This is a genomic window from Pedobacter sp. UBA5917 (assembly GCF_002432345.1).
GTDB lineage: Bacteria > Bacteroidota > Bacteroidia > Sphingobacteriales > Sphingobacteriaceae > Pedobacter.
Genome location: NZ_DJDT01000199.1, coordinates 1 through 23,031, shown reverse-complemented (window position 1 = coordinate 23,031; position 23,031 = coordinate 1). Strand labels below are relative to the sequence as shown.

The following is a 23,031-nucleotide window of genomic DNA, read 5'->3' as shown; positions in this document are numbered from 1 at the left end:
TTGCTGAACCGGTAGCCAAGATCGTAGTAATTGCTATGGTTGTTATTCATTTCTTTAATAAATTTTAGACCTGCCCAACCGATAAAACTGTTGGTTTCCTTTTCAATTACTGCCCATCTGCCGATTCCGTTATCGATATACTGCTTTCTGATAAATTCGATATCGGCCTTGCTTTGCTCAATGGACTGCACTGGTTTATTACCTAAAAAAATATGGACTTCGGGGTCGCCATCCATCTCAAACATACCTGCTGCATCTTCGGGGAGTAGCTCACGCAATATTAAACGTTCCGTTTCGGCAAAAATCTTCATATTGGGTTATGATTGTATTGACCAAAATTAGGATAAATTCCGAAGAGTTCAGCTTTAAGTGCGAAAGTCAGAGGTCGGATGTCCGATGTTTGGGCGGTTAAAAAATGGAAAATGTAATATGTATGATGGAATTTACAATAAATCTTTAGCAGCGGAGGCACAGAAAACACGGAATCAACCTTGCGTTCTTTGCACCTCCCTCTGTGTTCTTTGCGGTTAAAAACGCTACTTTCATTTAAACTGTGTGAACATTTACATTACCGTTTGGCTTTTTCCGCAAAATCAAAGCTGCGAGCCAGGCGATTAATATACCAACAGGTAGTATCTCCATATAGGTAAATAAAACGACCATGATGGGGTTTTTGTACATTTCCTGATTAACGGCCAGTTCTTTGGCTTTTTTCGCCAGTTCCGCAGCTGATGCACCACTGGCTTTGGCCTCTCTTAGTGATTGGGCCACATATTTATCCATAAAATCGGGCATAAATACATAATAATCTACCAGCCAAACAATAACATACATCGTTGAGGCTACTAAACTGATCAACGCACCTATTTTAAATGCTTTGCCTAATGTGATTAAGCCATCGTTGTATTTATCGCGGTAATTCTTGATCCCCACAAAAATAAAGGAGAAGGCCAGTACCATAGATGCATAGCCGATAAGCATACTGTGCTCCATGTTAGGGTTGTTATAACAGCCAGCCATCGAGAGTACCATCAATACGGAAACAATTACCCCTGCAATTAATCCGAATACAATTACATTTTTTTTCATGTCTGATTTTTTATTGGTTTACACCACAAAATTGACCCGATTATTTCTTTTCGCCTTCATACTTTAGGGTGATTTTTCAGAAAACTGTCTTTGTAATACTAAAGTACGAATGCTACTTATGGGATGAGGCTGAGTTTTTTAGCGGTTTCTATGGCCTGTGTTCTACGCTTTACTTCCAGTTTTTCGAAAAGGCGGGCATTATGTGTTTTTATCGTATTTAATGAAACAAATAATTTCGATGCAATTTCCTGGTTGCTCAAGCCTTCCGACATCAGTTGTAATACTTCCAGTTCTCTTTTACTGATATTAAGTTTGGTCAACTCTTTTTCGTTAAGAATAAAGGCCCCTGTGCGCTCGGTAAAAATTTCTTTTTCGATCAGGATGGTTTTAGGTTTGGTTAATTTTAGTGCCAGCCAAATGCCCAGTGCAGTAAAAAGAACAGCTATCGATCCTGCATAAATTTCGAAAGCATGGTTAATAATTAGAAAACGGAGTTCTAACCATTTCAGTAAAAACAGCAGTACAGCAAGGAATATCCCATATAGGATTATACTTTTATTTCTGGTAAGAAAATTCGCTGGGCCCGCCATTGGATAATGCTTTGATCAAAAATACAGAATTTAGTTTGAGCGAAGTAAGTATGGAAGATGGAAAATGTAATATAGATGGATAATGGAAAATGTAATATGGATGATGGCATGTATTCTGCGGTGATCATCGAAATCAGCGGGAGATTATTCTGCAATTGGTTTCCCGCAGATTTAAGAGGATATGCGCTGATGGTAATTATGGATGATGGAAAATGTAATATGGATGATGGAATAAGTCAGAGGACCGTGGTTTGGGCAGTGAAAAATAAGCTATAATACGCTGCGTTCTTTGCGGTTAAAAATGTTGTCAATCAAAATTTTACCGAAATGCCGTAATTTTCTTATGACTTTGATAACGGGAAAGCAATAAAGATTTTAAATTAGCAGAAAAAATAAAAAAACTAAACCATGAAAATTACGCTTTATGCACTTGTTCTATCCGTTGTTTTATTCGGCTGCGGTGGTAATTCTGACAAAACTTTCAAAGCCCGCGAATTTGCCGTGAGCGATGATTTTAACGTATTCCCAAAAGGAAGTAAAGACATTTTAACCATTGTTAAAACCGATTCGGGTAAAACAACAGCTGCCGATCGTTTCGCTATTAATACCAGGGATACCACCATTACCATCGAAGATGGCTCGAATGCGCCTGCCAGGAAATTTGTTGTGGCCTCGTTCATTAACACACAAAAAACTGCAGTACTGGTACAGGTAGATGATAAAAATGGCAAAATGGCCCCATTTTATATCATTTATGTAAACGGTGGAAAAACAGAGGTGGTGAGCTTAAACAAAGCATCAAAAGGAGCTGAAGATAAAAAATATACAAACGGTTTGGAAGAATTAACCAGAAGCAATTTATTGGTTAATAACGATTTCTTTATCACCACGATCAACTCAAGGGTTTACCCGGTTAAACGCCAAAAAGAGGACGAGCGTATCCAGGGGAAATTCTTCATGTATTCGAGCGATAAAACCACTTTGGCATTCTTAACTGCTAATTCTTTATACCAGGTAAATACCAAAACTGGAGAAACTTTTAACCTGCCTTTGCCTGCCGAATTAACCAGTCAGCCCGAAACACTTGTAGGTAACATCCAAAGTGATTACACCTGGGTGCCTAACGAACATGGAACATCATTCCTGAAGAAAAATGCTGATGATAACCGCATTGTTGATATTAAAGAGTTTAAACACTAAGCCTTAATTTTAACAGAATTTAAGCTGAACCCATGACTTTTTACAACAGATATCAGAATGGGGAAACTCAGGATGTTTATAACGACATCGAAAAATTGGGAGAGAAGGCATTCTCTCCTGATTATTATCCTGATGTAGAGAAAGTATTGATCGAAACTTTCGAAAGGGTAAAATTTAACCTGGATATTATTTACCGTGAGCTTAAAACCATTGGTTATGTTTTCTGGAAAAATGGGACTGGGAATGATGATGCCCTAATTGAACCTTCTGAGGATACCTGGCAACTTCTCGCTACATTGGAGAAGAGCATCAAAACCGTTGGGAAATTGCCGCTTTCCTTAAAAATGTTTTATAAAATTGTTGGTGCCTGCAATTTTGCATGGAATTATCGGGAAAATGAAAATATCATTTGGGAAATGGCCGATCCGATCCAAATTGCTCCCTTATCCTATTGTGTTTCGGAGGTAACGGATGAATACTGGTTGGAGGAAATGAATGAATATATTGAAGACGAGGAATATGGTTCTGCTTTTTTAGAGCTCTCTGCCGATGATCTTCATAAAGATAATGTTAGTGGTGGCCCTCCGTACTCACTCCAGTTAACCCAAACCCAAAGTGTTGATGGTATTTTTTTAAACGAGCCGAACAATACCACATTTATCAATTACCTCAGGATCTGTTTCGAAAGCTGCGGTTTTCCTGGTATGCAAAACCAAAGGGATCAAAGCTTCCAAAAGTTTTTCAATAAGGTAAAACCTCAGTTGAAAAAAATATAAGTCTTTTAAATTACTTCTATTGAAAGTTGTGGGCTGGTTCGTATAGACACAAGCCACGGAGTTTAAACACTAACAGTTAATAAAAACCAGCCGCGGCCCGTGTCCTCGCGGACCACTATAATTTTAAACCACCATTGTTCTAAAGGTTAAGTTTACCCTTGGCTGATCTACTTTTTTGGTAGGAGGCAGCCGGTGTAGCCAATTCGTCTGTGTTGCATCTTTCATCACCAACAAACTTCCATGTTCTAAAAACAGGGTAATTGTTTCTTTGCTCTGTTTGTGTTTGAAAAGAAATCTTCTTTCTGCACCAAAACTTAAAGATGCAATGGCCGAATCTTTTGCCAGGGCTTTTTCATCATCGCTATGGTAAGCCATGCCTTCATCGCCGTTATGGTATAAATTAAGCAGGCAGGAGTTGTAGGTTACACCAGTTTGCTCTTCCGAAATTCTCTTTAATTTCAGTAGTTCTTTCGTCCAGGGCAAAGCCAGTTTAGATTTGTTGGAATAGGTGTACGAATAATTTTCATCTCCGTACCAGGCCACTTTCCTTTTGGTAATAATGTGTTTACCCATAATAAAAGCCTCATCGTTTTTCCATTCGATCGTATTCATCAAAACATCAAAATAATGGTCGGCTTCCTCCGGTGAAAATAACCTGCCGAAATAATTTACCGTTCCGCCATAGGGCAGAAAGTTCTGCTTTGGATTTATCGTTGTGCCGAATAAATCCAAAGTTTGTATGTTATGTTTACTCATTACGATTCAGGGTTTGTTTGTGCAGCTTCCCAACCGATCATGGCTGTTTTCCTGTTAAGGCCCCAGTGGTAACCGCCCAAAGCACCGCTCGATTGTATTACCCTATGGCATGGGATTAGAAAAGCAACAGGATTGTCGCCAATGGCCGTACCAACCGCCCTCGATGCATTAGGGTTTTGCAGGTTTTTGGCGATGCTTCCATAAGTGCTTAATTTGCCCATGGGGATTTTAAGCAATGCTTCCCAAACTTTCAACTGGAAATCAGTTCCTTTTAAATGCAGTTTGATCTGATTGAGCTTACCCCAATCGTGGCTGAAAATATATAAAGCATTCTGTTGCTCTTTATCCAGAAGCAATTGATATTTAGCTGCCGGAAACTGCCGCTGAAGATTGGCCAATGCAAGCTCTTCATCATCATAAAAAGCAATATGACAGATTCCTTTTGGTGTACTCGCCACAATAATATTTCCGAACGGACTTTCTGCAAAGCTATAATTGATATGAAGATTTTCGCCTCCGTTTTTATATTCACCGGGTGTCATGCCTTCAATGTTTACAAAGAGATCGTGTAACCTGCTGGTGCCTGATAAACCGGTTTCCAGAGCCGTATCGAATAAACTATGGTTCTCTTTCAGCATTTCTTTGGCGTAACCAAGACTGATGTACTGCAAAAAACGTTTTGGCGTGGTACCGGCCCACTCGCTAAATAACCTCTGGAAATGAAAAGGACTTAAGTTTACCTTTTCGGCAATTTCTTCCAACCCCGGCTGCGCCTTAAAATTAGTTTTGATGTAACTAATCGCTTCGGCAATTCTATTGAAATTAATTTCTTCCTGTGCTTTCATGATCTTGAATAATTTATATCCAAAAGTAGTATGGAACGAAACGGTAAACTACCCGAAACTTGCTCAATTTAATGCTTATAAAGCAAAAAAAGTTTTGTATTTAAAATGCGGGGATTTTATTTTACCGAAAAAATTGATCGGTATTGTATGTCAGGTAATTAGATTTCTTCGATAACCGATTCTCCTTTTGATCGGTCTCCCGAAGTCCATTGCCAGGTTTCATGCAGCCTGATTTTTCCACTCTCCAATAAAACTGGTTTCGAATGGCAGATTCCCGTCATAAGTTCTCCCTTATCGTTTACCTGATGGTAACGCATATCGATTGTGCCATTTTCTCCAACAAGTCCGATTAAATGTCCATAAATGATTTTTCCACCAGAATATTCAGCAGTCAGGATATTTCCAGAATGTTGATACCTGAAAATAGTTTCGCCTGAAGTTTCTCCATTTTCGGTATTGCTAACCGGTTTGAAAATTTTGCCGTTATAATTTATCATGATGCGATAAATCTAAACATCACATCAGAGATAAAAAAATAATACGGATATAATCCTCAGATCATTGGAGACTAAGATAACCAAAGTTTTTCTTCCCTTTTAACTACCAGTACACGGTCGTCATTTAATACCAGATAACCATACTCATAGCAGAAAACATAACAGTTGCCGTTCTGTGTTTCATAGTAATAGGTATGGTAATCGAAGTTGAAGCCTGCCGAAATTAGTTTTTTACGGCTGATTTTCACTTTACCATTGGGGTTGAACTGTGCAAGTATGCCACGGTTCTTTTTCAAAATACTGTTAACCCGTCTGATTACGAGGCCATCCTCGGTTTTAATACGGTTATTGTAATTGTTGCGGCAAGAATCATCGCAGAATTTCTTGTCGGTTCTTCCTTTAACTGCTGTTCCGCAGTCTAAACATAAGCGTTCCATAATAACTTTCTTTTTTTTATTATGGGATGATGGTCTAATTTATAAAATAAAATGATTGAAAAGAAAAAAATAAAAACCCGCATCCAAGCCCAAAATCGCATATTATCCGTGTATAAACGCTTATAAACGACTATAAATACTTACAATCCGGCTAATTTTTGATCCGGTATGCAATTTTGTGTTGTCGGTTGCCGGGGTGGCAGCTGTTCGTTAAACATTTAGAAACTTAAAAAATTAAAGATTATGGAAAGCGCAACTAACAAAGTGGTATTAAGCGGATTTGCAGGTGCAGATGCAGAAGTTAAAAAAGTTGGATCTCAAAAATTGGCAAAGGTGCGCCTCGCTGTTAACGAATCATATAGAAATTCGTCGGGCGAGGATATCAAAAAAGTACAGTGGTTTAATTTAACCTTTTGGAATGCGAAAGCGGATATTGCGGAAGCGCAGATTAAAAAAGGCACCGGTTTAACTATTGAAGGCAAATTGCAGAATAACAGTTATGATGCACAGGATGGTTCAAAGCGCTACAGTTTTGAGATTGTGGTATATGATGTTGTAATCAGGGAGAATGAAAAACAGAATGCCTTTTAAATAAAATTAAATCCCATCATGCAAGGATTTAATTTACATGATGGGGTTTAATTACAGTTTTACAGAGAGGCCTGTGTAAAAATTGATTCCTGCAGCTGGATTAAAATACCTTCCATTTGCTGCATTTAAATCATTGCCCAAACTGTAATTCACATTAAGCAGATTATTTACACCTGCAAACACATCTAAACGGGTTTTGCTGATCCTTAAATTTCTGATGCCCAATTTGCTTTCAACCAGATGGTATCTTTTTGCAAAAACAGTGTTGGCATCGTTTAAAGGGATAGCCGAAGTATAATTATGCTGTACGAAGAAATAGATGGCTTTAGGGAAATTAAATTCCAGGCTGTTCACTAAAATACTCTCCGGAACGCCGGTAAGTTTATTCCCGCTGTAAGAGGTAGTACCACTTACAAAATCGTCAAATCTGAAATGACTATAAGTGTAATTGCTTCTTAATTGTAGTCCTTTTAAAAATAACGTGTTATTCCTGATGATCCAGATGGCAGTTTCCAGTTCAATACCCTGTTGTTTGGTACCTCCGGCATTAATAAAATATTCAGCGTCGTTCTGGTTTAACCTTCTCACGATGGCATCTTTTAAACGGTAACTGAATACATTAGCATTCGCATAAAAACGGTTATTTTGGCTTTTATAGCGTAATCCGGCTTCATAATTCCAGCCTAATTCTGCCTGCAGGTTATTGTTGATATTGTTATCCGACGATCTTACCTCCGCAATGGTTGGTGGAGAATAACCCTTGCTTACAGAGGTTCGCACCGAAAACTCAGAAGTAATTAAGTAAGAAACCGCTGCTTTTGGCATAAACTGCGTATCGAACTTCCTTTGTTTTGAATCAATAACTACGGGAAAATAACTTTCATAATTATACCTGTAGAAATTTAAACTCGAAGCCAGTTCAATGAGGAATTTGTTGCTGATATCGAAATTCAGTCTCAGGTAGGCAAAATCCTGACTTGCTTTTAAACGGTCGGAGGCCTGCATGGCAGTAGCTTCGCCTCCATTGTTATTAAAGTTTTTAATCTGACTCTTTGTAGCCGAACTTTCTAATCCGATTTGGGCGTTAAATTTAAAATCTTCTTTTGCCTGCGTGTAATCTAAAAATGTTCTTAAACCTAAAGTACTTTCGTACCGCTTTTCATAATTCGTAATAAAAGGATTTTTGAAATCGGTATAAGTAGTGAATAAAGCGATCACATGTTTTAAATGTGCATTAATCTGATAGGAGTTGGATAGTCCGCCAAAAATAGTTTTGTTGTAAATGGCAGCCTGTTGGGAGATAGCGCCGGGTATGGTTGGCGTTGCCGGCCGTGCCAGCTTAGGGTCCTGATCCAATTGCATGGCCGTTAATCCACCTGGTGTGTTATAGGCCAAATCGCTGTAAAATGCAAAAGCTTTCAAACTGCCTGCCGCACTATAGTTCCATTGCTGAAAAGTCTGGAAATATTTTCTGTCCATGGCGCTGTTCTGACGGTAGCCATCACTTTTTTGATAACCTTCGCTAAAGCTGAAACTATAATTTTTAAACTGGTGTTTAATGTCTGCCGTTTGATGGAATAAACCATAAGATCCGGTTATTGCAGAAGCACTGATCCAATTATTATCCGGGCTTGGCGGCGTAATTAACAATGCCCCACCTGTATTTGCACCAAATATGCTGGCTTCGGGGCCTTTGTAAACTTCCATTGTGCCAACCGCGGCAACATCCAGCGCATTTAAATAAGTGTTGCCACCAGCATCGGTTAAAGGAAAATCATCAACGTAAATCTTAACATTCCGGATGCCAAATGGCGATCGCAATAAACTTCCACGCAGTGATAAACGGTAGCTCCCGGGCGACCGTTCTTCCATTCTTACACCGGTAGTAGCATTTAAAGTACTTACCAACGAGCTGCTCTGCTGGTTGCGGATGGCACTGCTATCGATAAGACTAACGGCTGATACAGACCTCAGTAAAGGTTGACGGTTGTAATAACCTTTTACAGTAACATCTTCGAGTTTTTTTGTCGAATCAGGTTTAATGGTCTGCGCTAAACCTGTTAATGCAGACAAAGTTAACAGTAGGGTAAGGTTTGATTTCAAAGGGACAAAGGTTGATGTTTTAGCCACAGATCGGCAGATAAATTTACTGCATATTCTACTAATCTGCGGCTAATTTATAAACTATTTTGCTGCCACCCTCCAAATTACCCCGCTTACATCATCGGCCACCAATAAAGCACCATCGGGAGTGAGGGTAACACCAACCGGACGGCCATAAACCTCTGCTTTTTCTGCATCAGCAACAAAGCCGGTTAAAAAATCTTCGGGTTTCCCAGTTGGTTTTCCATCCTTAAATGGAACGAAAGCTACTTTGTAGCCAGAAATTGCTGATCTGTTCCACGATCCGTGCTGACCGATAAAAGCACCTCCCTGATATTTTTGGGGAAATTTGGTGGCTTTATAAAATGCCAATCCCAATGAAGCAGTATGTGCGCCAACAGGAACGTCGGGCGCAATGGCTTTTTTAACCATTTCAGGGTTTTTACCTTTTAAACGCGGATCTTCATTTTGTCCATAATATGAAAAAGGCCAGCCATAAAACGCACCAGGTTTAACGCTGGTAATATAATCAGGAACCAGGTCATCGCCAAGGCCATCGCGTTCGTTTACAGCTGTCCACAACATATTGGTTGTCGGTGCCCAATCTACCCCAACCGGATTACGTAAACCACTGGCATAAACTTTTTCACCCGTACCGTCTGTATTAATTTCTAAAATGTTGGCCCTGCGCACTTCATTTTCCATGCCATTTTCACCAACATTACTGCCCGATCCAACAGTTACATAAATCTTGCTTTTATCAGCATTGGCAATCAGGTTCCTTGTCCAATGGTTGTTATAGCCCCCGGCCGGAAGACTCAAAATCTTTTTACCGGTTGCGGTTATTTTGGTATCGCCTGTTTTGTAAGGGTATTGCCATAAGCCATCTGTATTGGCTACATAAAACGAATCGCCGATAATCAACATTCCAAATGGTTGGTTAAGTCCATTTAAAAAAGTGGTTACGGTTTCGGGTTTGCCATCCTTGTTTGTATCGCGATAAAGCAAAATGGTATTGGCACTTTTTCCGGGAACTTCCGATTTGGCTTTGCCGGTAACCGTATTGGCAACCGATTCTGCTGCGCTTCTTTCGGAATTGGAAAGTGCAACCAATACATCACCATTAGGGGCAATATAGGTATTTCGCGGACTTTTAATATTGGAAGCAAATTTTGTGACTACAAATCCTTGCGGCGCAATAGGTGTTTTTCCTTCCGGCCAGCCAATTACCTTGCTGAATTTGCTTTTAGCGGCATTGGTATCGGGTGCAGGTAAATTTACCGCTCCATTTTTGGTGGTTACCGTGGTGTCTTCGCCCTGGGGCTGCTTGTTGGAATTGGATTGGCACCCAAAAAGAACTGATGCTGAAAGTATTACAGTGTAGAAAATCTTGTTTTTCATGTCGGGATTTTTTTGATCATTAACTGGTTTCAAAAAATATAACATGGAAATCGAACAGATGTTTTGGGTTAGCGGATAATTGCCACAACCAGAAAATTGAAATGGAAAGTACCCGAAAGTACTTTCCATAAGAGAGAGCGCACCTTATTTTCCTTTGAAGATGTTCAGTTTGTACTGATAGGTAACAAGGAAGTATCGTTTTAATATTTCTCTATCTGATATATTAACCGCATTGTTGTAGGCATACCTGCTTACCGAAATATTCTGGTCCAAAAGATCATAAACTGAGATTTTTAGTTGTCCACGGTCTTTTTTAAGCATTTGTAGAGAGAGCGCGAGGTTTAAAAAATGAGAACTTTTCCTAAAGCCTTCGGCAATCTGCGGATTGTAATTATAAGAGTAATTTACATCGAGAATTATTTTTTTAGGCCAGCGCAAACTAAAATCAGACCCAACGGTATGCGAATAGGTATTTACATCATTGAAGTTTACGTCATACCTGGTCATCTGCTTGGTAAAATTATATCTTGCATTGATGCTCAACAGCTCGTTGTAATTGAAACTGATGTTTTCGCCCGCATAGATATAAAAATTGTTTTCGAAACCTTCGTCGGTATTTAAGATAAATTGCCTCCTGTTTAGGTTTAAGTTTAAATTGGTATTAAGCCCAATCTGCCATTTCTGTGATTTTTTAAACTGTTTGCCAAAATTTATACCCATATAACCATTGGCACTTCCGTTCCGGTTTACATAAGTTGTGGTATTTACACCGGCACTACTGAGCTTGGTTTGCTGGATAACTACATTGTTGCTAAAATTTATACCAGAGTATACATTAAAGTTGATCTGCTTGCTATGATTATATTTATAGAGATTAAAATTGAAACTTTTTACCCTTGATGGTACCAGATCAGGGTTACCGGTTGTTTGATACAACGAATTATATACCCGCACAATAGGCTGCATCTGGGAGATACTTGGCAGATCTAAACGTTCATCGTAACTGAATGATATGCCTGGCCCATCAATACGCACACTTGGGAAAAAATTGCTGAATTTCTGGTCAATATCGTCGTAACCATAATTGAACACATTTTTTACGTTCATTAATTCGGCTTTAACCCCAAGCCTTATGCTGTAGTTTTTATTGATTTTGTACAAAAGCTGCGGACGGATATTCTGGGTAAAAATATTACGCTGTAAATCGTTGCTGAGATTAACCTGAAGAAAATCGTATGTACCCGTAAGCGGATTTTTTTCTGAAAGACTCAACTGGTCTTTATTCCCCGAATATTTAGCATAAGCATTCGTCTCCAATATTAGTTTATCGGAAATAATCGGAAAATTATAGGTTAGGGATAAATCTACCGAAGTCGATTTTCGCCAGCTGTCTTCATAGCGGTCCTGCCTTTCCGATTTTACATCGGCAGTGTATGACACAATGTTGTTAAGCGAATACCGGTCTCCCTCGTTATTGCTAAACTGGATGGAATGGGTAATATTAATGGATTCGCCTTTTTTCTTTAACCTTCGGTAAAAATTAAAATTGTGTGAAAAATCGATATTGTTCGACTTATATGTGGCATCGTACGAATTTTCTCTCAATTTTGGGAAAGCTGTATTAGAGCTGTTGCCAAAATTACCATTGATGTTGTTGTCGCCACCAAAACTAAATTTGGGTTCGTATCTGATCCTGTTAATGGTATCGGGTACCCACTCTACCAGACCGCCAAAGGCATGTTTGTTGTTTTTATTCGTATTTCTGTTCTGCGAAAAGGATACCAACCTCGTATCGGGCAGAAATTGCTCATTGTAATTCTGGCTGTTATAAATCCTTTCGGTGTGGGTAAAGAAATAAACCAGGTTGAGTTTGAGTTTCTTGCCATAATTATTATTGATGTTAACACCTGCCGAAGCAACATTTTCCAGACCGCCATAATTCCGGCCACCAAACGTGCCATCGTACACCTGCGATCCGCCCGAACGGTCGAAACCGCCCATTGAGTATAAATCCTGACCTGAAAAACCTGTTTTATTGAGGTTGTTGGCCAAACCGATTAAACTTACCTGCAAAGTATCCCTGAAATTGCTGAGGATACCGGCCGTTTCATACCGGTCCCTGCTACCACCGCCACCATAAATTTTGCCCAATGTACTTTTCTTAATCTTGCTTTTCATTTTCAGGTTGATGATTTTAGCAACCTGTGTTTCGCTCACCAGATGATCAGGATCGTTCTCACGATCGTCGTAAACCTGTATTTTATCAACCATATCGGCATCGAGGTTTTTGGTTGCTACTTTCGGATCATTTCCGAAAAATTCCTTTCCATCGATCAATAGTTTACTGATCGATTTACCATTTACAAGGATAGAGCCATCCACATTTACCTGTACGCCCGGCAATTTTCGGAGCAGTTCTTCTACAACGGCATTCGGACGGGTTTTAAAAGCTTCGGTATTAAATTCGATGGTATCTTTTCTGATGGTCACTGGCGATCTTTCGCCTTTGATTACCACTTCGTCCAGATTGTGGCTTGCCAGTAAAATGGTGCCGAAATCTTTGACCACATCTTTTTTAAGATCAAGCATCCGTCTGAATGTGGTATAGCCAACATAAGAAACAATAAGTTTTGTTGGCTTTTCGACAGGAATGCCGGATAATTTAAAAACACCATTTTTATCGGTAAGGGTATAAGATATCAGACTGGTGTCTTTTGCATTAACAATGGCAACGGTGGCAAATTCTACAGGAGTTTTAGTAGATGAATCGGCAACAATTCCTTTAACAGTGGTTTTGTTTTGCGCCATCAGGTTAAAACCCATTAAAATTAACAGGAGTGTAGTGAGAAGCTTGAGCATTTAGGCTATTTGGTTGAGCTATAATTTTGAAACGATTAGTTGAAACTAAATTACCACATAATAACCAAAGATTTAGTTAAAGAATTGTTAAATCGTTCTGAACATACCGAAAAATGGCTTGAATGCTTATTTAACGAGGTTTTCCAGTAATTTGGTTTCAATATCCTTTGCATTTAATAACAATGCAGAGAATTGGGGATCAGATTTTACCAATAAAAATTTTCCGTTGGGGAGCACAATGGCGGAGGTGCCACAGGTGGTTATTTCATTAAATAATAGCTTTTTTAAAAATCCTGGATCGGTTTCTATTTCAAGGCCTTTTGATTTAACCTGGCTAAAGCTTTCACCTATCTCACGGTATTGATAAATAGCAACTTTTGGCCGCGCTGCTGCTTTTTCCAATATGTTTTTTTGAAATGCCCACCTTACATTGTTCAAAAATTCGGCATTCTGATAGTTCAGGTCGTTCCAGCAAACATCTTTATTGAAATCGTATTTAATGATGATGGTATCTTTTAAAGCTAGCCTTTCGTTCTGTTTTAAGAAGGTATGCAACGAATCGATCTGTGCATCGGTTAGTGTACCTGCCTGATAACGTTTGTTTTCATCTACATATAATTTTGGTGAGCAGCTATAGATGAGGATCGATAACAGGGCAGATACAAATATTAATGATTTAAGGTGTTTCATTGCCAATGGAAAAATTTTGGGGAAAGATTTGATTATTATTGATACTGTAAGCGGTAAAGTTTGTGGTTGTCATCAACCTCTAATCCATTATCGTTAAACCACTTTAAAAAATTGTTCCAATTGGAGTTGTTGGCAAGCTGCCATTTTGTAAAGGCAGGTTCGTCGCCTATCATTAAAATCCAATGGTTATAGGGCTCCAGAAAATCCAGCTCGGCTAGTTTCTGCTGATAATCGAAGAGAATGTTAGGGTACTTTTTATCGTTACCACCTTTAATAAAGTTTTTAAGAAAATTTGCCCTGATATCGCTCAAGCTATTTAAGTTTACTTCTTTCTCACCCGCTACTCCAAGGGTAAGGTTCATTTCGTAAATCGCTGTAAAGGGCATTCTAAATTTTTTTGGATCTTTAAGGGCGTCGATAGAAATGGTATGGTTTTTTGCAAACGATACTTTTGCGGTGTCTCCCTTAATCTGGATCTGGCTCATATAAGTATCGAAAAGGAGTTTGCTCATCTCCTGGGTACGTTTAGAGTTTCTTTCAAGGTTCATAAATAATTCGCCATAAAGCATGCCCCATACTTTTTCGGTAGAACCAAGAAATATTTTCGAAGCCCTGTAATAATTTGCAGCATACGAAGGTTCTGCTTCAATCCCTTTTTCGTAATATTTTATGGCGTTGTTAAAATCCTTTCGGTTCAGCTGCATATTGCCGAGCTCGGTATATATTTTTCCTGATTTCGGGAATTTTTTCAAGCCTTTTTCATAGGTGTCTATAGCTTTATCGGGTTGGCCCAGATAATCATAAGCGTTGCCTAAAGCCTGATAAACCAGATCGTAAACATCTTTATGTCTGGTCAGTTTTTCTAAAATTTCGGCAGCTTTCTGATGATCCTTTTTACCCGAATAGGAATAGGCAAGCTCGTAGGGATAAGTGATGTTTTCGGGATCCAGTTTTTGCGATTCTTCCAGCAATTTGATTGCTTCATCAAATTTGCCTTCCTCATCTTCAAGTTTATAAGCCTGTTGTGCTTTGTTTTTTGCCAGCGCTTTATCTTCTGTGCTTTGTGCAAAAACGGTTTGAAACGACAAGAGGATAAGAGCGGAGAGTAATTTAGCGGTAATTTTCATCTGATTAGTATTGGTTTAAGTACCATCTATAGATGCGGATTGTACCCGAAATCCATAGACAGTACATAAATTTATAACTAAAATTTTAAGGATGAAAATTTTTACGGTTTTAATAACTTACCCTTTCAAAATCTTAGCCTTTTCGGCATCAAATTCTTCCTGTGATAAAATTCCGGCATCTAATAATTCTTTCAAATCCAATAATGCCTGCTTTTTTGCTGCCATATCGTTTTTAGGCGTTTCTGCAGTGGTTTCTGCTGATACTTGACTTGCCATTTGCTGATTTGAAGTACTTGCCGGACCGTATTTTAACAAAAGTTCGGTAATTTCATTAAAACCCTTGATGTTCGAGTAATCGATTGCTTTCTGTTCTTTCACATTTACAATTGATGGATCGGCAGATTTCTCTAGTAAAAATTTCACAGCATCTTTTTTACCATTTGCAGCGGCATAATGTAAAGCGGTGTTTCCGCTTTCGTCCTGAATGTTAACATTGGCGCCCTTTTCCAATAATAACTTTAACATGCTCAAATGGCCACTTTTAGCTGCTACGTGCAGCATACTTTCGCCACCATAGTTATAATTATTATCAAATGAGAAGCTGGCTGAAACGGAAATGTTGTTGGCTGTTTCTACCCATTCGAGGTACGAATACATCGAATCGTCATTGCCCGAAAGCGGTTTTGCATAATTTACATCCACACCATTGGCCAAAAATAAATCAACAATTTCTTTCTGGTTATTGGCACAGGCATACCATATAGGAGATAATCCATTTTTTGATGATACAAATACATCTGCACCTTTTTCCACCAGCGTTTTGGTGAGCATACGGTTAGCATCGTAACAGGCAAGTAACAGCGCTGATTCTCCATTATGGTTAACATGATTGATATTGGCACCTTTATCAATAAGCAGCTCAGCCATTGGCGAATTTTTGGATTTAACTGCAAAAATCAATGGCGAATCGCCATGTTTATTGGTGGTGCTGATATTGGCACCAAATTCCAATAATTTTTGTACAACCTCTTTGTTTCTCCAGGCAGATGCGATAAGCAGTGGTGTTTCTGCCTCATTATTCTCACTGTTAACGTCGAGTCCGCCACTAAGCAGTTTTTCCAATATTTCAATCTGGCCGTTTTGTGCCGTTAAATGTAAGAGACTATTTCCCTTTAAGTCTTTAATGTCGATCCTGGCACCCTTATCCAACAGGTAAATCGCTGTTTGTTTCTGCTTTTGCAGGCAGGCAAAATAAAAAGGGGTTTCGCCGTCATGATCTTCGTAATCCAGATCAGCGCCGCGGTCGATTAAAATTTTTACCAGATCCAGATAACCATGGTGTGCGGCATAATGCAAAGCAGTGCGGCCTTTTTCGTCGGTATAACCTACTTTTACTTCGTTATTGGCCAATAAAAGTTCGGCTATTTTGCGCTTGCCGCTTTCGCAGGCAATTATAAATGACATCGACATATTTTAAGATTGTTTCATTAACAGTTCAACAGTTTTTATTTTCAGGTTATCATCCGAGGCCAGCATTAATGCCGTTTGGTCTTTATCGTTACTAATTGCAATATCTGCCCCGTTTTCGATCAAAAGTTTTACTTTCCGGTAAGTTTCCTTTGCTTTTTCGGCCTCGTAATTCACATTATAGGCGCAAACTTTGTGCAATAAGGTATTTCCTCCATCATCTGTTCTGTTGATATCTACCTGCCCGGTTTCTAATACAGCTTCCAAAATACCGGCCTGTTTTTCTGCAATTACATCCAACGGGGTTTTATCGGCGCTGTACCAGGTACTGGGCTGATATAAATCGGCGCCATCGTTTAGCAGTTTTTTAAGGAAATTGATCCCGCTTTCACTGTTCGACATCATGCGTACATATTCGAACAACAGTGTTTCGCCCTTTTTACTTACCTGATCAAATTCCGGCGTGGCAAAATTGCGGAGGGTGTCGTAAATATTTTCGCTCTGTGAATGCGCCACAGCATAAAAGAAAGCCGAATTTCCTTCGCGGTCGGTCTGGTTTGGATCTGCACCGTTTTCGAGCAGGTGTGCAATTAAATTTTTCTTGTTGAATTTTATCGCTGTTATTAATGGCGTTTCCTGTACAATATTGCCCTCGTTTATATCAAGGCCTTCATTGATTAGGATATCGATATAACCTTTAAGCAGATCGGTTGTTTGTTCATCATTAAGGTTGTACCGGCGGAAATTGCTTTTTACTACCTGTTGAAGATAATTTTCTTCAGCATTGTTTTTAAAGTTTGCGGTACATCCAGCATCAATACAGGCTTTGATCACTTCTAAACTTACGCCGTTCTCGAAAAGATAACCCAACAATGTTTTTGCATTTACCTCATCGTTCAGGTTATCGAAATGGGTAATAAATTCGTTAAAGAAAGTTATGTCCTGCTCTTCGTTACCAAGGTTGCGCACAATGCTTTGGAAAATGCTTTTATCGAAATTGTCGAATTCGTAAATATCGGTTTCGATGGTTTTATCCTTTACCATCATATTTAAGATTTCGTACTGTTTTTCTCGGATGAGGTTGTCGAAAATGGATGATTTTTGGTGATCCTGTAAGTTTTTGGAGAGTTTTTCGCCGTTTTGCATCAAACTTTTTGCTTCGTCAAATTTGCGGGCATTTAACTGCTGATCTAAGGTAGTTTCGGTCATTTCAATTAAAATATTTAAAATAGATAGATATATGTGCCTTTGATGCTACAAAAGTTTAGCCAAAGAATGTGCTTAACTAAAAATTATCATGAATGTTGCTTAGAGGTGGTTAACTGTATAAATTGTTTAAACTGGTTAACTGCGAATGGCAAATTGCTTAATTGTTGCATTGCTTGATTGTTAACCGCAAATTGCGAACTGAAAACTGGTTAACTGTGAATGGCAAATTGCTTAATTGTTGAATTGCTTAATTGTTAACCGCAAATTGCCAACGGAAAACTGTTTAACTGTGAATGGCGGATAAGTTAAACAATATAACTACTAATAAACGTCATCTCGAGCGGAGTGCAACGTAGCCGAGAAATCTATCTAAGTAGATTTTTCCAGAAATTCCCCTGCGCTTCAAAACAATTTACCGTCATTAACATTTTACCAAAGGAATAATGCATGTACCTTATAAATAACATTACGATGTTCCTTAATTCACCCGATTATTTTATCTTTAGGCGATTTTAAAAAGATCGGTCTACAGAGCCATAAACCGGTCGAATATTTAACCTTAATAAGCAAAATCAATATAAATATGTCAAATACATCAAAAATTATCTACACCAAAACCGATGAGGCGCCATTGTTGGCTACTTACTCACTTTTACCTATTGTACAAGCTTTTACCGCATCAGCAGGTATTGATGTAGAAACCAGAGATATTTCTTTAGCAGGAAGAATTTTGGCAAACTTTCCTGAGTATTTAAAAGACGACCAAAAAATTGGTGATGCTTTGGCAGAGCTTGGTGCATTGGCCACCACTCCTGAAGCAAACATTATTAAATTACCCAATATCTCTGCTTCTATCCCACAGTTGGTAGGTGCAATTACAGAGTTACAGGCACAGGGTTTTGCCCTTCCAAATTATCCTGATAACGCACAAAGCGACGAAGAAAAAGCAATTAAAGCTAAATATGCAAAAGTTTTAGGTTCGGCTGTAAATCCGGTTTTACGTGAAGGTAACTCTGATCGTAGGGCACCTAAAGCTGTTAAAAACTATGCTAAACAAAACCCACACTCGATGGGCAAATGGTCGGCAGATTCTAAAACAAGGGTTGCGAGCATGACAGAGGGTGATTTCTTCGGTTCGGAAAAATCGACCACCGTTGCAGAAGCCAGTCAGTTTAAAATCGAATTTGTTGCTGCAGATGGTGCCGTAACCGAATTAAAAGGTTTATCGCCGTTAAAAGCAGGCGAGGTGATCGATAGTTCGGCATTGAGCTTATCGGCATTAAAAACTTTTGTGGCTAAAGAAATTGCAGAAGCTAAGGCAGAAGGCGTTTTATTATCAGCGCACTTAAAAGCAACGATGATGAAAGTGTCTGACCCGATTATTTTCGGTGCCATTGTTGAAGTTTATTTCGCAGATGTTTTTGCTAAATATGCCGATCTTTTTAAAGAATTAAATATTGATACACGCAATGGTTTAGGTGATGTTTATGCAAAAATTGCAGGCAACCCGAAACAGGCAGAAGTTGAAGCGGCTTTGGCACAGGCCATTGAAAACGGACCGGCTTTGGCCATGGTAAACTCTGATAAAGGAATTACCAACCTACACGTGCCATCGGATGTGATTGTTGATGCTTCTATGCCGGCAATGATCCGTACTTCGGGCCAGATGTGGAATAAAGAAGGTAAACCTGAAGATACCATCGCTTTAATTCCAGACCGTTCTTATGCTGGTGTATATACTGCAACTATTGAAGATTGTAAAGCACATGGCGCTTTTGATGTAACTACAATTGGTTCGGTACCGAATGTGGGTTTAATGGCTCAAAAAGCTGAGGAATATGGTTCGCACGATAAAACTTTCCAGGCAACAGCTGCCGGAACCATCCGTGTAACCGATGCTGATGGAAAGGTGTTTTTCGATCAGAAAGTGGAAAAAGGAGATATTTTCCGTATGTGCCAAACCAAGGATGCCCCGATCCAGGATTGGGTAAAATTAGCGGTAAACAGAGCGCGTTTATCAGAAACCCCTGCGGTTTTCTGGTTAGACGAAAACAGGGCACACGATAGAGAGATTATTGCTAAAGTAAATACCTATTTAAAAGATCATGATACTACTGGTTTGGATATCCGCATTTTAGCCCCGATAGATGCAACGAAATTTACTTTGGAGCGTATCCGTAAAGGTTTAGATACGATTTCGGTTACCGGTAACGTATTGCGTGATTATTTAACCGATTTATTCCCGATTTTAGAATTGGGTACTTCTGCCAAAATGTTATCAATCGTACCTTTAATGAACGGTGGTGGTTTATTCGAAACCGGTGCTGGTGGTTCGGCTCCTAAACATATTGAGCAGTTTATTGAAGAAGGTTACCTACGTTGGGATTCGCTTGGTGAGTTTTTAGCACTTCAGGCATCTTTAGAACATTTATCGCAAACACAGAACAATGCAAAAGCACAGGTTTTAGCTGATACTTTAGATGAAGCAAATGCTAAGTTTTTGGCAACAGATAAATCGCCGGGCAGAAAACTGGGAACAATTGATAACCGTGGTTCGCATTTCTATTTAGCTTTATACTGGGCTGAGGCTTTGGCCGCACAGAGTAAAGACGCCGACCTACAGGCGAGATTTGCACCATTGGCTAAAACTTTGCTGGAAAACGAAGCAAAAATTAACGAAGAGTTGATCGGTTCGCAAGGCAAACCTCAAAACATTGGTGGTTACTATAATCCTAATGATGAACTGGCCAGTAAAGCCATGCGCCCAAGTGCAACATTAAATACTGCTTTGGCTGGATTATAAGCTGAAGAAAATGAGTTGTCAACTTTAATCGGCAATCTGCCTGTAAGTTGACAACTCTTATATATTAGCGTCCTGATGTTAAATCGGGACGCTTTTTTTGTGAGTTGTCAATTTTAATACAGGGGTGGCCTGGAAGTTGACAACTCTTTTGGACAATTTAGGGAATATTATACCTAGAGGTGATTAATGTGTGTTATTGAATATGCTTTCAAGTCCATAGATCTTATTTTTATCCAATAAATCCTGTATATTATGATGAAGTTCGATGATTTCATCTTTATCACTGCTTTCTATGCTGATTAAGGTATCGAGCTCGGAAAAATAGCTTTTTAGAGTAGTGATCAACTGATGGGTATGATATTTTGTGTCCATTAATTTCATTTTTGCATCATAGAAGATGAGTCTGCCTTCTTTTAAACTCATATGGTTGGGGCCACTATCTTTATCTTCTTCAAAATCATCATCGCCATCATCTTCCCAAAAGCAAAATCCACATATATCGAAACCCGCTCTATACTTTAAAGTTAAATATCCACAGTTGGCACAGGTGTTTTTTAATACTTCATAACTGTTAATATCAGTTCTTTCCAAAACTATATTCACCATAGGGAAGTTTCTTTGAAAATAATCTCTTCTTGTTTTCAGATCATCAATATTATCTTCTGGATGTTCCATTTTAATCATTCTTTTGAAAATAATTTACGAATATAGATGAAAAAGGCCTCACTATAACCCGCAGGTCTATGTCATTAGATATCGTAGAAAATTACTAACCAAAACTGTTTCTCCTGATCATTAATTTTTGTTAAAGAAGAAATAATGGACGAAAAAGAAAATTGAAAAGGCAATAGAAAGAAAGAATATAAAAAATGAACTGTCGCTTGCTTCTTCGGTCCGGTCGTAAACAATGGTTTCGCCTGAGCTGATCCGGTAAACGTCAACATCGCCCGACAATAAATGTTTTTTTAATAAAAGAGATGTTTTTTGCGTGCTTTTTAAAAAATCATTAATCATGTCCATTTGATTTCTACTATCGTGAATCATTTCTAACCTTTCGGTAACTTCAAATAATTGTCTGTTATTTTTTAGACTAAACCTTAATACGGCAAATTTAGCAGTTTCGTCGTTAAAAGAACGGCTATTTTTAATTACTCTTGTTTCGATATCAACAATTGAATGATCGATGGTACCGCTTGTTTCTTTTAGCAGACTTTTCGAAAATAGAATATCAGCAAGGAGGTAAACTGAAAAAATTAAGGTAACAAAGCCGAAAATCAATGGAGGGAAATTTTTCAATGTAGAAGCGTATTATTTATTGGATTAAGCAAATTTAGTTTAATATTTCAAAGTCTACTACCGGGCCTGTGTTTCTACAGATCGAAATAAATAAGTTGCCATATTATTACTCCGCGTGAGGGATAGAAACGGATAGCCCACAGCCCTCCCGATATAAAATCGGGATTCATCGGGCGAGGACTAGCAGTGTATAGCCCGACCCTTGCGCAGCTTGGGGCACGCCCAAATAAAAAGATTCTATCCGTAAACAAAAACCTTATCTATATCAATTTGTTATATACCTATAAATTATAGGAGACCAATACCATGGCAATTAACGAGAACAAAGGATCGCAGGATAAAATACATAGCACAACAGAAAATAGCGAAATCAATAAAGAAAATTTAGCTTACGATGAAAATAAGCAAAGTTACGAGCTTGATGTAAAAGGCACGGATAGCGACTATGATCATCCGATGGGATACGAAACAGTTGCTGCCGGTGCAAAGGATGATGATTCTACCTACGATGAGGCAAATCCTTATGTTGGCGACGAATATGCCCGTAATGAAGAAATTGCCGAAGATAACCTGGAAGAACTGGGCATGCATGTAGATAACGGTGAAAGTGTAAAGCTGAACCCGGAAGATGAAATCCTTGCCCGTACACCCGAAGATAACCGCGATGATTTGGATGAGGAAGGTTATCCGATTAATGATACGCCCCAAAAATAGTCAAGAGATCACCGTCGTGAAGATGGTTATTTGACGAAACAATCATAAATGGAAAAGCAGGGTTATACATAGAACATGTGTAATCCTGCTTTTTGTTTTTAAGCGGTTTTTGTAATCTATACTTAATATTAATTTATAGAAGTTAGTTTTAGTATTACGGAATTGATATAACAATACACCTTAATCTAGAATTGTCATCCTGAGTTTCCCAAGAAATCCTATCGTGTGGACACATCTTTTTAAGGCGCTATGCTAGCTTGCTTTGAAAAACAAACAGGTTTTACCGAAGAACGCCCGTCAATCCCAAGTGCGGGGGAATCAAAAAAACAGTTGCAAAATAGAATAATTAGCACTGCCAAACATGAAACGCAGTGATTTTGTGCTGTTTTAGCCGAACCGTTAACTGAGTAGTTGCTGCACAAACCCCGAAGGGCTCAATCAGACAAAAGAAAATAAATAAAAAACTGATTAAATAAGGTGCCGCTGTTTTTTTGATGTGTGACGGACTTGTGTGAAAGCACCTAGAGGATTGATGAAGCGCTTTGGGTACTTTGGCGCCCCAAAATGCGTAGCATTCTTGA

22 protein-coding genes are annotated in these 23,031 nt (G+C 38.8%); 6 read left to right on the top strand and 16 right to left on the bottom strand.

The window, feature by feature from the left end:
* The 3 genes from B2V92_RS13150 to B2V92_RS13140 all read right to left on the bottom strand — a co-directional run.
* Positions 1-311, bottom strand: a 311-nt coding sequence (locus B2V92_RS13150) for a GNAT family N-acetyltransferase (RefSeq protein ID WP_293308745.1), incomplete at its 3' end; no start/stop codon positions are given.
* Positions 312-546: 235 nt separating this feature from the next.
* A complete protein-coding gene (locus B2V92_RS13145; RefSeq protein WP_293308743.1) occupies positions 547-1,089 on the bottom strand; it encodes a DUF4199 domain-containing protein in 543 nt (180 codons plus the stop codon).
* Between the two features lie 116 nt (positions 1,090-1,205).
* Complete coding sequence (locus B2V92_RS13140; RefSeq protein WP_293308740.1) at positions 1,206-1,679, bottom strand: response regulator transcription factor; 474 nt, start codon at positions 1,677-1,679, stop codon at positions 1,206-1,208.
* Between the two features lie 75 nt (positions 1,680-1,754).
* Here B2V92_RS13140 and B2V92_RS13135 point away from each other — a divergent pair, with 75 nt between their 5' ends.
* From B2V92_RS13135 to B2V92_RS13125, 3 genes are all read left to right on the top strand, one after another.
* Positions 1,755-1,955, top strand: coding sequence for a hypothetical protein (locus B2V92_RS13135; RefSeq protein WP_293308738.1), 201 nt, complete (start codon positions 1,755-1,757; stop codon positions 1,953-1,955).
* Between the two features lie 132 nt (positions 1,956-2,087).
* Entirely contained in the window at positions 2,088-2,879 is a 792-nt protein-coding gene (locus B2V92_RS13130; RefSeq protein WP_293308735.1) for a hypothetical protein, read from the top strand.
* Between the two features lie 32 nt (positions 2,880-2,911).
* The gene (locus B2V92_RS13125) at positions 2,912-3,655 is read left to right on the top strand and encodes a hypothetical protein (protein ID WP_293308733.1); all 744 of its coding nucleotides are present in this window, start codon (positions 2,912-2,914) and stop codon (positions 3,653-3,655) included.
* A 123-nt stretch (positions 3,656-3,778) separates the two neighbouring features.
* Here the strand turns inward: B2V92_RS13125 and B2V92_RS13120 are convergent, their stop codons facing one another.
* From B2V92_RS13120 to B2V92_RS13105, 4 genes are all read right to left on the bottom strand, one after another.
* On the bottom strand, positions 3,779-4,411 hold the full coding sequence (locus B2V92_RS13120) for an alpha-ketoglutarate-dependent dioxygenase AlkB family protein (RefSeq protein WP_293308731.1): 633 nt from the start codon (positions 4,409-4,411) through the stop codon (positions 3,779-3,781).
* Complete coding sequence (locus tag B2V92_RS13115; RefSeq protein WP_293308729.1) at positions 4,411-5,256, bottom strand: methylated-DNA--[protein]-cysteine S-methyltransferase; 846 nt, start codon at positions 5,254-5,256, stop codon at positions 4,411-4,413. Before B2V92_RS13115 ends, B2V92_RS13120 begins: the two co-directional genes overlap by 1 nt.
* A gap of 158 nt (positions 5,257-5,414) precedes the next feature.
* Positions 5,415-5,753 (bottom strand): n-acetylglutamate synthase, encoded by a 339-nt coding sequence (locus B2V92_RS13110; RefSeq protein ID WP_293308727.1) that lies wholly within the window; start codon positions 5,751-5,753, stop codon positions 5,415-5,417.
* 71 nt (positions 5,754-5,824) lie between these two features.
* Complete coding sequence (locus B2V92_RS13105; protein ID WP_293308725.1) at positions 5,825-6,190, bottom strand: hypothetical protein; 366 nt, start codon at positions 6,188-6,190, stop codon at positions 5,825-5,827.
* 243 nt (positions 6,191-6,433) lie between these two features.
* Here B2V92_RS13105 and B2V92_RS13100 point away from each other — a divergent pair, with 243 nt between their 5' ends.
* Positions 6,434-6,781, top strand: coding sequence for a single-stranded DNA-binding protein (locus B2V92_RS13100; protein WP_293308723.1), 348 nt, complete (start codon positions 6,434-6,436; stop codon positions 6,779-6,781).
* A 51-nt stretch (positions 6,782-6,832) separates the two neighbouring features.
* On the opposite strand, the gene B2V92_RS13095 is transcribed toward B2V92_RS13100, so the two are convergent.
* The 7 genes from B2V92_RS13095 to B2V92_RS13065 all read right to left on the bottom strand — a co-directional run bounded on the left by B2V92_RS13095 (position 6,833) and on the right by B2V92_RS13065 (position 17,637).
* Positions 6,833-8,884, bottom strand: coding sequence for a TonB-dependent receptor (locus tag B2V92_RS13095; RefSeq protein ID WP_293308721.1), 2,052 nt, complete (start codon positions 8,882-8,884; stop codon positions 6,833-6,835).
* 81 nt (positions 8,885-8,965) lie between these two features.
* Positions 8,966-10,285, bottom strand: coding sequence for a PQQ-dependent sugar dehydrogenase (locus tag B2V92_RS13090; protein WP_293308718.1), 1,320 nt, complete (start codon positions 10,283-10,285; stop codon positions 8,966-8,968).
* A gap of 144 nt (positions 10,286-10,429) precedes the next feature.
* Positions 10,430-13,144, bottom strand: coding sequence for an outer membrane beta-barrel protein (locus B2V92_RS13085; protein WP_293308716.1), 2,715 nt, complete (start codon positions 13,142-13,144; stop codon positions 10,430-10,432).
* Between the two features lie 126 nt (positions 13,145-13,270).
* A complete protein-coding gene (locus tag B2V92_RS13080) occupies positions 13,271-13,834 on the bottom strand; it encodes a hypothetical protein (protein WP_293308714.1) in 564 nt (187 codons plus the stop codon).
* 35 nt (positions 13,835-13,869) lie between these two features.
* Positions 13,870-14,961 carry a tetratricopeptide repeat protein gene (locus B2V92_RS13075; RefSeq protein WP_293308712.1) on the bottom strand — a complete coding sequence of 364 codons (1,092 nt, stop codon included), beginning with the start codon at positions 14,959-14,961 and terminating at the stop codon, positions 13,870-13,872.
* 117 nt (positions 14,962-15,078) lie between these two features.
* On the bottom strand, positions 15,079-16,425 hold the full coding sequence (locus tag B2V92_RS13070) for an ankyrin repeat domain-containing protein (RefSeq protein ID WP_293308710.1): 1,347 nt from the start codon (positions 16,423-16,425) through the stop codon (positions 15,079-15,081).
* A gap of 9 nt (positions 16,426-16,434) precedes the next feature.
* Positions 16,435-17,637 (bottom strand): ankyrin repeat domain-containing protein, encoded by a 1,203-nt coding sequence (locus B2V92_RS13065; RefSeq protein ID WP_293308707.1) that lies wholly within the window; start codon positions 17,635-17,637, stop codon positions 16,435-16,437.
* Between the two features lie 583 nt (positions 17,638-18,220).
* Between B2V92_RS13065 and B2V92_RS13060 the strand changes: the two genes are divergently transcribed.
* The gene (locus tag B2V92_RS13060; protein WP_293308705.1) at positions 18,221-20,440 is read left to right on the top strand and encodes an NADP-dependent isocitrate dehydrogenase; all 2,220 of its coding nucleotides are present in this window, start codon (positions 18,221-18,223) and stop codon (positions 20,438-20,440) included.
* 183 nt (positions 20,441-20,623) lie between these two features.
* Here B2V92_RS13060 and B2V92_RS13055 read toward each other — a convergent pair whose 3' ends face one another.
* Positions 20,624-21,115: a CPCC family cysteine-rich protein gene (locus B2V92_RS13055; protein WP_293308703.1), complete on the bottom strand. Its 492-nt coding sequence runs from the start codon at positions 21,113-21,115 to the stop codon at positions 20,624-20,626.
* A 120-nt stretch (positions 21,116-21,235) separates the two neighbouring features.
* On the bottom strand, positions 21,236-21,736 hold the full coding sequence (locus B2V92_RS13050) for a hypothetical protein (RefSeq protein WP_293308701.1): 501 nt from the start codon (positions 21,734-21,736) through the stop codon (positions 21,236-21,238).
* A 306-nt stretch (positions 21,737-22,042) separates the two neighbouring features.
* Here B2V92_RS13050 and B2V92_RS13045 point away from each other — a divergent pair, with 306 nt between their 5' ends.
* Complete coding sequence (locus B2V92_RS13045; protein WP_293308699.1) at positions 22,043-22,450, top strand: hypothetical protein; 408 nt, start codon at positions 22,043-22,045, stop codon at positions 22,448-22,450.
* The last annotated feature ends 581 nt before the right edge of the window (positions 22,451-23,031 follow it).

Excerpts from the sequence above, each read along its gene's own strand:
- B2V92_RS13075 (WP_293308712.1), bottom strand. The coding sequence starts at position 14,961 with ATGAAAATTACCGCTAAATTACTCTCCGCTCTTATCCTCTTGTCGTTT.
- B2V92_RS13065 (WP_293308707.1), bottom strand. The coding sequence starts at position 17,637 with ATGACCGAAACTACCTTAGATCAGCAGTTAAATGCCCGCAAATTTGAC.
- B2V92_RS13140 (WP_293308740.1), bottom strand. The coding sequence starts at position 1,679 with ATGGCGGGCCCAGCGAATTTTCTTACCAGAAATAAAAGTATAATCCTA.
- B2V92_RS13110 (WP_293308727.1), bottom strand. The coding sequence starts at position 5,753 with ATGATAAATTATAACGGCAAAATTTTCAAACCGGTTAGCAATACCGAA.
- B2V92_RS13055 (WP_293308703.1), bottom strand. The coding sequence starts at position 21,115 with ATGGAACATCCAGAAGATAATATTGATGATCTGAAAACAAGAAGAGAT.
- B2V92_RS13125 (WP_293308733.1), top strand. The coding sequence starts at position 2,912 with ATGACTTTTTACAACAGATATCAGAATGGGGAAACTCAGGATGTTTAT.
- B2V92_RS13085 (WP_293308716.1), bottom strand. The coding sequence starts at position 13,144 with ATGCTCAAGCTTCTCACTACACTCCTGTTAATTTTAATGGGTTTTAAC.
- B2V92_RS13130 (WP_293308735.1), top strand. The coding sequence starts at position 2,088 with ATGAAAATTACGCTTTATGCACTTGTTCTATCCGTTGTTTTATTCGGC.
- B2V92_RS13105 (WP_293308725.1), bottom strand. The coding sequence starts at position 6,190 with ATGGAACGCTTATGTTTAGACTGCGGAACAGCAGTTAAAGGAAGAACC.
- B2V92_RS13120 (WP_293308731.1), bottom strand. The coding sequence starts at position 4,411 with ATGAGTAAACATAACATACAAACTTTGGATTTATTCGGCACAACGATA.
- B2V92_RS13100 (WP_293308723.1), top strand. The coding sequence starts at position 6,434 with ATGGAAAGCGCAACTAACAAAGTGGTATTAAGCGGATTTGCAGGTGCA.
- B2V92_RS13070 (WP_293308710.1), bottom strand. The coding sequence starts at position 16,425 with ATGTCATTTATAATTGCCTGCGAAAGCGGCAAGCGCAAAATAGCCGAA.
- B2V92_RS13045 (WP_293308699.1), top strand. The coding sequence starts at position 22,043 with ATGGCAATTAACGAGAACAAAGGATCGCAGGATAAAATACATAGCACA.
- B2V92_RS13115 (WP_293308729.1), bottom strand. The coding sequence starts at position 5,256 with ATGAAAGCACAGGAAGAAATTAATTTCAATAGAATTGCCGAAGCGATT.
- B2V92_RS13080 (WP_293308714.1), bottom strand. The coding sequence starts at position 13,834 with ATGAAACACCTTAAATCATTAATATTTGTATCTGCCCTGTTATCGATC.
- B2V92_RS13060 (WP_293308705.1), top strand. The coding sequence starts at position 18,221 with ATGTCAAATACATCAAAAATTATCTACACCAAAACCGATGAGGCGCCA.
- B2V92_RS13135 (WP_293308738.1), top strand. The coding sequence starts at position 1,755 with ATGGATAATGGAAAATGTAATATGGATGATGGCATGTATTCTGCGGTG.
- B2V92_RS13145 (WP_293308743.1), bottom strand. The coding sequence starts at position 1,089 with ATGAAAAAAAATGTAATTGTATTCGGATTAATTGCAGGGGTAATTGTT.
- B2V92_RS13090 (WP_293308718.1), bottom strand. The coding sequence starts at position 10,285 with ATGAAAAACAAGATTTTCTACACTGTAATACTTTCAGCATCAGTTCTT.